Annotated in this window: 7 protein-coding genes; all 7 read right to left on the bottom strand. The window is 44.0% G+C overall.

The annotated features are described in order from the left end of the window. Window positions 1–1693: ABC transporter permease (locus tag R1Y93_RS02785; RefSeq protein ID WP_500821556.1), on the bottom strand; the 1693-nt coding region annotated here is incomplete at its 3' end. 12 nt (window positions 1694–1705) lie between these two features. After that, window positions 1706–2404 carry an ABC transporter ATP-binding protein gene (locus R1Y93_RS02780; protein WP_368191618.1) on the bottom strand — a complete coding sequence of 233 codons (699 nt, stop codon included), beginning with the start codon at window positions 2402–2404 and terminating at the stop codon, window positions 1706–1708. Window positions 2405–2541: 137 nt separating this feature from the next. Then, window positions 2542–3453 carry a hypothetical protein gene (locus R1Y93_RS02775; protein ID WP_500821555.1) on the bottom strand — a complete coding sequence of 304 codons (912 nt, stop codon included), beginning with the start codon at window positions 3451–3453 and terminating at the stop codon, window positions 2542–2544. 112 nt (window positions 3454–3565) lie between these two features. Continuing rightward, the gene (locus R1Y93_RS02770) at window positions 3566–5026 is read right to left on the bottom strand and encodes an FMN-binding protein (protein ID WP_500821554.1); all 1461 of its coding nucleotides are present in this window, start codon (window positions 5024–5026) and stop codon (window positions 3566–3568) included. A gap of 1 nt (window position 5027) precedes the next feature. Next, a complete protein-coding gene (locus tag R1Y93_RS02765; RefSeq protein ID WP_500821553.1) occupies window positions 5028–8258 on the bottom strand; it encodes a penicillin-binding Tp47 domain A-containing protein in 3231 nt (1076 codons plus the stop codon). 82 nt (window positions 8259–8340) lie between these two features. Further along, on the bottom strand, window positions 8341–9438 hold the full coding sequence (locus tag R1Y93_RS02760; RefSeq protein ID WP_500821552.1) for an FAD:protein FMN transferase: 1098 nt from the start codon (window positions 9436–9438) through the stop codon (window positions 8341–8343). Between the two features lie 228 nt (window positions 9439–9666). Next, window positions 9667–9960, bottom strand: a 294-nt coding sequence (locus R1Y93_RS02755; RefSeq protein ID WP_500821551.1) for a 4Fe-4S binding protein, incomplete at its 5' end; no start/stop codon positions are given.

The raw sequence follows: 9960 nt of genomic DNA, 5'->3' as shown, positions 1-9960 counted from the left end.
TGAATATTATATTTTTCCGCAAATCCGTCAAGCAGATACTATCTCCCTCATCCTTAAAATCAAGGTCTACATACTGGCTGTCATCCTGGATACCGTACACAGTGATGCTCTCTCCGTCACGGTTCTTCGGCATATTTTTCAAAGAATAGACGCAAAATTTTTCTGCCCCTTCTGTCTTTGTCTCCAGGGAGGGAGTAAGGATTTTCTGCAGAATTCCCACCAATGTAAGCTTGTTTTCATCTGACTCTGACTTCTCTTCCTCATCCTCTTCGTCCTCCGGTACATTTAACATGTACTCATACTTTGCGATCATGTTATCCACGATCTTCTTCTGATAATTTGACAGAAGCGGAGTCATCATCATGCCGAACAGAAGCAGGATATTGGCAAAGAAAATACCAATGAATAAAGTAATATAACCTGATTTGTTCTGCAGGATAATACGGATGCGAAACCGGTTCATAAAGCTGAATGCCGGCAGGCGCACTGCCTTTTTCTTTTTGGATCTGCCTAAATCCCTGCGGAGGAATTTCAGCGGTGAGAGAGTCAGCTTTCGGTAGATCAGCACAATATTGATCACCAGCATCAGTACAATAGGCACTACTGTGGTAAGCACAAAGGCCTTTCCATTCCACCGTGTCACATAGGTAGGAAGGCTGTAGCTTCCGTAATACACATCTGCACAGATATCTTTTAAATAAGTATAGCCTAATATATTTCCGATCACAGCAGCTGCCAGTGTTACAAGAATAGGCAGTGCAATATAGTGCTTCAGCAGTTCTCCTCTGGTATATCCTGAGGCTCTTAAAGTACCGATCACAGAAGCCTCTTTTGTGATCGTATTATTAGTAGTGACAGCAAATACAAAGGCCATGATCACGATCAGGATATACAGCAGAACCTCCATCATGGTCTGGTCTCCCCCAATATCATCCCCTGCAAAATGGATCGCCTGATTGGAATACTGTGGAATATAATCTGTAAGAGAAACATTTCTGGCAAGAACCTTCATAAAGTTCTCAGACATATTTTTTTCTTCTGTTTCGTTCTTTGGAGCTTTATCATACTGCCAGGAATACCGATAGGAAAGATGAGTAGTTCCCAGACTGTCAAAACCGGGATCTGTCATAATAGCAACCCCAAACTTTACAGCGTCAAACATCATATCGCTGTTATCAGAAAAAAGGCAGCTGTAATCGGACAAGGCCACCAGCCCTGTGATCTTCATATCCTTATCAGCGACCTTCATGGAATCCCCAACAGACAGATGGTTATTATCCGCATACATACGGTCAATGGCAATCTCATCCTCTGCCTCTGGAAGCTCTCCTTTCATCACACAGATCAGATTCATGCCTGTCCGGTTCTTGTAAATTCTCATGGTTCCGTCTGTCTTCCCATCAGAATCTGCGTCTGCATCTTCCTCCACAAAGAAGCTTTCTTCAATCCTGACGCCTTCCTTTTCCAGCCTTCCCAGTTGTGCCTGAGAAGCCTTTGAAGACAGTGTAAAATTACCATCTTCTATATTATATTTTTCAAAGCTTTCATCATAGGCAGCTGACATGCTGGATCCAGCCACCAGAAATCCAGACACAAGGCCAATGGTCAGTATCATAAAAAGAAAGATCACCAGATATTTTCCCAGATCTGCCTTTAATTCTTTCGGGAGACGTTTCAATAATGGATTTTTCATCATTTCACCGCCTTACCAGTCAAGATCTTCCGCAGAGATCTTGGTTTCATTTACATAGTTTTTCCGGATCTGCCCATCCCTTAGCTTGATCACACGGTCTGCCATATTCTTGATGGCATCATTATGTGTTACCATGATCACTGTATTGCCATATTTCCGGTTCACCTCCTGGATCAGCTTCAGGATCTCCTTGGACGTATTATAATCCAGGGCACCGGTGGGCTCATCACAAAGCAGGATATCCGGATTCTTTACAATTGCTCTTCCAATGGCAGTCCTTTGCTGCTGTCCGCCGGAAAGCTGATTGGGCAGCTTATGTCTGTGTTCATAAAGTCCCAGTGTTTTCAGAAGATCATCTATATCCAGTGCCTTATCACTTAAGTAAGCCCCTACTTCCACATTTTCCTTTACATTCAGGTTCGGAATCAGATTGTACATCTGAAACACATAACCCAGATGCTTTCTTCTGTATTTTGTAAGGGTCTTTTCATTCATATCTGCAGTCTTTTCACCTTCAATAGAAATATACCCCTCATCTGCATCATCGATTCCACCGATGATATTCAACAGTGTTGATTTTCCTGATCCGGATGGCCCAAGCAACACACAGATTTCCCCTTTTGCAACGGAAAAATCAATTCCTCGCAAAACCTCTGTCCTACTTTCTCCATCTCCAAAACTTTTTTTCAGATTATGTATTTCCAAAAACATAACTTCTTTTTCTTCCCTTTGGGAATCTCCTTCCTTCTTTTTGTTAGTATCATCTAACTTCAATTATTCTACTGCTTTTCTCCCCAAAAGGAAATGGCACCAATTGAGTTATTTTTCTCAATTAGTGCCATTTTTCTTTAAAATTTGTAAATCTGATCGGAATTATATCGGTTTGGAGAATTAGGTACACCCATTTTATTCCCCATGTTATCCCAGTATCTGCCATTGATCAGAACCCAGCAATGAGTCATGGGCAGCTCGATCACATAAGGCTTATATCCCAGTTCCTTTGCAAGTGCTGCAAATGCATTGGCAAACCCGTAGCAGTTGCCGCACATGGTATCCAGAAGATCGTAAGCACAACATTTGGGCCAATCCTTCTGACTGGTAATAGGAAATCTATTTGACTGGAAACGGATCGTATTCAGATAATACCAGCACTGCTTCAGCTTTGTATCGGTTGAAGCAGAAGGCGTGGTCACTTTATTAATCACTTCCATACACTTGATCTTCAGCCTGGTGTTAATATCGTCCCTGGCATATCCGTTCCTGGTGAAGCGGATCTCCCCAACAGTCCTGCCGGCTGCACATTTACCATTTCTGTAGGAATAATACAGCTTTCCCTTTACCACATTCCAACCGGTAACAGGGGTTCCTGAAGGCTTCACATAATAGTATGCATTCTTTACTTTCATAATGGCATTTCGCCTTGGTGCAAGAAGTTGTCCCTTTTCGTTGAAAATATAGTAGGTACCCTTGATCTGTACAGATCCAGTTGCAGCATTGCCATTATTTCCAAAGTAATATTTCCGACCATGGATCTTCTTCCATACCCGTCGTACCTTCTGGCCTTTTACATAATAGCAATAATTCCTGCCTTCCCGGACCAGGCCCTGTTTTTTCTGAACTAAGACCGGTGCTGCATCCGCCTCATTCTGAACAGTTCCTTCCTGAATCTGTGCCTGCACTGGCAGAACGGCAGAAGCCCACACAGACGCTGCAGCCAGAAGCCACATTGCTGTCTTCTTCATGTTTACAGTGACTCTCATTGTAACAACTCCTTTTCCCCAAAAAGTATATCCGAATTTATTGTAAATACTTTTGTCCGAATAATCAAGATGAAAAGCAGTTGTGAAAAAATTCCAGGGGCATAAGCCCTTTTTATTTTGCCTGGACAAGAGCTGCCTTAACTGCATCCAGAATGCCTTCTGATGAAAAAGTTGCCCCACTGACTGTATCAATTTCTTCCGCTTCCTGTTTTTCCAGGATCTGTGGGTAAATGCTTTCCCATGCATCACCAAAATATTCCCCGGAATCACTGTTAGTCTGGCTTATAGCAGTGATCCTGCCTCCTGAAACCGTTACCGTTACTGTTACAATACCACTGTATCCATAGGACTGTCCCGTGTAGGTTCCATCCTTATAAAGAACAGAAGGTGTAGGCGTTGTTTCCGCTCCTGGCGTAACCTCTGGATTTTCTGGTTCCGGGGCAAGCGTTGGCATCGGTGTTTCTGACGGTATTGGCGTGGCTGTAGGCTCTGGTACAGCTGTAGGTTCCGGATCATCCTGATCCGGCTGGGAAAGTGGAACATCCTCTGGTACTGTTATCGGCTGTGAGGGAATCTCCACGCTTTTCCTTGCTTTACTAAGAGCTTCATTTACTGCGCCCATGATCCCTGCGGAAGAATAGGTGGCTCCGCTTACTGCATCCACTCCCTCCAGAGACTGATTTGCCAGGATCTTGGGCTGGATACCCTCCCATGCCTTCTGGAAGAATCTTGGAGTATCCTTGTGGTTGGAAATGATCTGGGTGATCCTGCCATCTGAAATGGTAACCGTTACCGTAACGATCCCGTTAAAGCCCAGAGAGCTTCCCTGATATGTTCCGTCTTCATAACCATCTGCGGCTCCTTCATCAAGCCCGGACAGCATCTGTGACAGGTTCTTTTTCATTTCCTTTTCACTTAGATGCTCTTCTTCCTGTGCGGTATCATCTGTACCGGAGCTGCTTTTCCCTGCTTTGGAAAGGGCATTCTGAACAGCAGAAATGATCCCGTTGGAGGAATAGGTAGCTCCACTGACTGCATCCACATTTGGATTCTGGGCTGAAAGGATTTTACTGATCACCCCTTGTGCCTTAGAAAGATAGCTGCCTGTCTCGCCACTGGCATTCACAATGTTCACAGCTGTGATCTTTCCCCCTGCAACCGTGACCTGTACGGAAATCTGTCCCCCGAAACCAGTGCCGCTTCCTGTATAGGTACCGTCCTGATAACCATCTGACGGAACTGCTGCGACAGGCGTCTGGGTACTTCCCATTCCGTCTCCGGCTGCTGCCCCTGACGAGGAAGAGGCCGGTCTTGTATGACTGGCCTTCTTAATGCTATTCCTTTTTTTATTTATTTTGTCAGACCGGCTTTTTGTGCCAGTCTGACTCTTTGTGTTTTCCGTTTCAGAAGCGGGTTCCCTTTTCCAGATTGCCAGCTGGGAAGCCTTCACGATCTGTGTCTGTGCAGTTTCCTGTCCGGAAAGGACTTCATCGCCCTTTCCGGATACAAGCATAGCTGCCAGTACAACTGCCGCTGGTGCAAGCTTTCCCCAATGGCTGTATTTTTTACTCATATTATTTTACTGTCACCTTAAATTTCTTAGATACACCATTGCATTTTACTGTAATGGTTGCTTTTCCTTTTTTTACGCCCTTTACAACACCCTTGGATGTAACGGTTGCGATCTTCTTATTGCTGGAAGTGTATGTGATCTTACCGGAGATATTTGAGGTTGCCTTGATAGCCGCTTTGCCTTTTACCTTGATCACTGCGGAAGACTTCTTCAGCTTCAGCTTCTCATTTACGTAAACAGTAACCCTTGTTTTGTAATTTCCGCATTTAACAGTAATCACTGCTTTACCTGTTTTCTTAGCTGTAACTTTACCCTTGGAATTAACATTAGCAACCTTTTTGTTGCTTGATTTATAAGTTACATTTCCGCTGATTCCAGTAAGTACCGGTACGATAGTTGCAGACTTTTTCGCTTTCAGGTTAAGCACAGCTTTCTTAACAGTAAGAGAAGGTTTCACCTCCGGTGCCGGTGCCTTTGTTGGCTCTACGGAAGGTGTTGGCGTTACGGTTGGTTCTGCAGAAGGCGTTGGTGTGGCAGTTGGCTGTACCGGCACTGCAGTAGGTACAGGTGCCTTTACAAGTGCTGCGATTGCTGCATTCAAGTGCTGGATACCTTCATTTAATACTGGTGCCTTTGGTTTTGCTTTTTTAAGTGCATCTTTCAGCTCGCCAAGTTCTGTCTGCATAGCAGCCCAGGACTCTGCGGTATAATCACTTTCTTTCAGTGCTTCTGCTGTATTTACTGCAGAGGTTGCGGATGCAATTTCTTCTTCTGTAGCATTGGCCATAGCCTTAACTATATTTTCCTCTGCTGCATTAACAGTAACCTGTGTATCTGCATATCCAAGTGCATAAATTGTGATCACCCATTTTCCGGTTCCGTCTGTTCCTTCCGGAAGCTGGCAGCGAAGAGAATTTGTCAGTCCAAGCTGGATTCCGTTTGTTTTGTGCATCCAGTTATCTGCTGCGAATTTTGTTCCATAAGATGCGAGAACCGTTTCACCTGTGCCATAGTAATCCCAGCGTACTGCCTGCATATGTGCACCAAGATCACCATAATTGCCGGTAAGATCAACTCGTAAAAATTCTCCGTAGCTTCCATCTGCCGGTTTTACGGTTACGACCAGTCCATCCGCCGTCTTTAACGCCTGATCCTGAAGTCCGGACTCTGTACCTGCATTGTTTCTTGCACTGAATGCAAAGCTTCCGTTCTCCTGTAATACAGCTGTCTTTAATCCATTTGTATTCTCTGTAACAGTTGCAGTTGCTGTGTAAGCACTCAGCTTCATTTCTCCGTAGCCGCCGCTCATGGCTGCACCATTCTCTACGATTTTGCTTCCGTAAGCCGCTTTAAAAGCTTCCAGATCCTCATTATTGACTTTTACAGGTACATATTTCAGACCATATACATCATACTCTTTCAGGATATGTGAACCCTCAGCATCTGTGATAACGCCTCTTTTGTAACCAACAGAGCTTCCGTCTGTAAGAATCATAGTGCCGCCGTCTGCACTCCAGCTTTGAACCGGGAATGTTTTTCCGTCTGTTGTATAAATAACTGTAGTACACTGGAAGCTTCCCCTCTGAAGTCCGTGATTCGCAGTAGCTCTTGTAACTGTATCAAATGCACCTTTGTCATGTTCATCCCTATCGTCAGTCTCAGCATTTGTCTCTGTGCTTCCTGCCATGTATACGCCTTCATTTGCCCAATACTCAGACCAGGTAAGGCCTACATACATGTAGCTCCATTCATCTGATTCAGACCTTATAGCTGTAGTGGTAAGGTCAGCATAATCATCACTGGTCACTTTTACGGTGTACTCTTTGCCAGCCTGTGCCACCTTCTCATCTGCAAATGTTACTGCCGCGGATCCGTCCTCACCGACTGTAACTGCTGTTTCCTCTGCCATGTAGGTAGTCTTGGAATTTTTTCCGGAGCCTGTTACATAGTAAACAGAAACCATTGGATTTTTGAATTTATCCAGACCTGTTACTTTTACAGTGTTCTTATTTTCAAAAGTTGCTTTAACAGCTTCTTTCATAGCATCTGTAGCCTGTTTCTTTACATAGATGCCATCGGCAAAAGAGTATACGTATCTACCTTCCGGAATAATATAGGTAATCTCTGTAATCGTTTCTCCCTGAAGACCTGCATCTTTGGAAAATGCCAGTTCATATGGCTTTACCCAGATTTCCTGCAAATGGCGAAGGCCTACTGTCTTACCACTCTTTGTTTTCAGGATCACACCCTGTACATTGGCAGCTACCGCAAAATCTCCCTCTTTGGAATTGCGGAGATATTTTGTGCTTGTCTCATTGACCTTGATCACATAATCTCCCCTGCGTGAAGAGGTTTTTAGTGTTGCTGTTGCATCCGTTACCTTTGTCTGCGCTGCATCTGCTATCTGCCATTTTCCGTATGTGCCGCTGGAGCTTAATGCTTTATATTGAGCCACTTCATCTGAAGGGCTTTCATTCAATACAATCCCTGCCGCTTTTGCATATACACCGTCAGAGGGAAGCTCCCCTGCTGCTTCAAGAATCTTTGCCTCTACATAGTCCTTATCCCCAACCTTAACACTTACATTTTTTACACCATTGATCTTATATCCATTTTCATCAGGTGTGGTTGCATCTGCATTTTCAAAAAGCTGATTCTTTTTCGTTGTAGCCGAAGTTACTGAATCATAAACCGTGGAGTCAAATGACCCTGTTTTATAAAAATCTGTATAGCTTAAAGTTGTCTTACCATAATAAACACGCCATGAAAATAAAGAGTTGCTTTCATCTACTTTATAGTAAACGTTTGAATCACCAATCTTTTTGTATCCTGTGGGAGCAGCGGAGCCATCTGCAACCTTTGTCCATGGATAGGTATAACCGGCAACCTGAACCTCACCTCCATCAGCAACATCCTCTGCCTCTAAAGTATCGGTTTCTACAGCCTCTTCTTCAGATGTAAACAAAGAATCCTCCTCAGAAGCTGCATCCTCAGTTACCTCTTCAGGCACATCTGCAGTGTCCTCCGGCACCTCTTCTACGCTGGCATCCGTTGGTGCTTCTTCTGCCAAAGCATCCTCTGACACTTCTCCTGCGGAAACATCCTCTGTTTCTACAACGGTACCATCACCAAATGCATCTGCTGCCAGGATTGTGGTTGGCATGCTGGTTGCTGCCACTGCCAGGCTTAAGAAAACCGGTGCTGTTTTTTTCAATACATTCCACTTATGCATAACCTCTCTCCTCTCTGAGTTTATAATTTTTCATCTATAGATATCCCGTCCAAAAATGTCTTGGGAATCATCTATCATTTCTTTAATCAGTCTGCAGTTCTTTTACTGTGTAGCTGTCCTTTAAAAGACGGAACCGTTCTTTCATCCCATCGGTCATAGTCACATGATGGTCTTCATCTACAAAAAGCGCTTCTGCATTGTATTTTTCCAGAAGTGACTGTGACTTTTCCATGCCCAGTATAAAACAGGCTGTGGACAGGCCGTCTGCTGCCACTGCATCATCACACACAACTGTTACAGAACACACACCGCTATTTGAAGGATATCCAGTTTCAGGATCCAAAATGTGATGATATCTGACCCCGTCTTCCATAAAATACTTTTCATAATCTCCGGATGTGGAAAGAAATTCTCCACCGTCAAGGGCAACTGCTCCCAGATAATCCCCTTCTGTATCCCTTGGATCTGTGATAGCGATCTGCCATTTACTTCCATCCGGCTTTGTACCGTAAGTCAGCACGCTGCTGCCTCCAAGATTCACAAGCCCAGCCGTGATATTTTGCTGCTTCTGCAGATAATCTGTAATCTCTGCACAGCCGATTCCTTTTCCCACTGCCCCAAGATCCAGAGTACAGCCTTCATCCAAAGTGATCTTATTTCCCTCCAGATGAACTTTCTCATAACCGGTTAATGCCAGAAGCTGTTTCAGTTCATCTTCATCTGGAATATGAGGATTTTCGCCGCCAATATCCCACAAACGAATTACCTTTCCAAGAGTAGGATCCAATGCACCGTTACTGTTCTCACTTAACTGCATTACTTTCTCCAGATAAGAAGCCAGCTGATCCGGTACTTCCATGGTCTGCCCTTCACTTGCATTGATCCTGGCAATCATGGAATCTTCCTGAGTCCAGGAAAGCCAATCGCTTTCTATCTTCCGAAGCAGGGTGCCAATCTCTCCGGTCACATCTTCCCCGGTAGTATAAATGCTTTCTGTAACTACCGTATCCATGGCAAGATCTGTTGCTGTATATAATTCAGGCTCTGCGGCATATGCAGCCTGACAGAGGGCGATTGTCCCTGCTGCACATACTGCCGCAAGCAAGAATTTCCCATATGGATTTGCTTTTCGGTTTATTTCTTTTTTATTTATTTCTTTTTTTATTTGTTTCTTTCTCATTTATTTCTTTCTCATTTGTTTCTGATCTATCTATTAGTATCATCTAACCGTGCTTAGTTAGTATAATATTGTATAGAAAAAAATGTCAATTCTTTTTAATCAGTCTTATCTAACTTTTTTTATCATTTAGAACGTCCGCAAGTTTGTTCTAACCATCAGACATAGAATTACCCTCGACTCATGCTTTAGTTCCATGCCATCATAGTATTTTCTAAACATTAACATCCCTTATGCATCGCCTGTATGAATGTTCTGCTTGGGACAAATAGCCTGGCAGGCATGACAGCAGATGCATTCCCCTGATCTGGACGTATCACCGTCAATATCCAGATGAGCAGGACATCTTTTTTTACAGGCTCCGCATTTCTGGGGACAGTTCTCCCTGTCTCTTTTCAGAAGCGCTCCGGGCAAAATGGGAAGAATGGCAAAAACCGCTCCCATAGGGCAAAGGAACTGGCAGAAGAACCGTTCCTGGGTACACATTCCTATCATGATCAGAACAAGAAGGATGACTCCAACCTT

It is taken from the genome of Blautia sp. HA3515, assembly GCF_059933065.1.
Note: the sequence above shows the minus strand (reverse complement) of the source record. Positions and strands in the feature narration are given on the sequence as shown.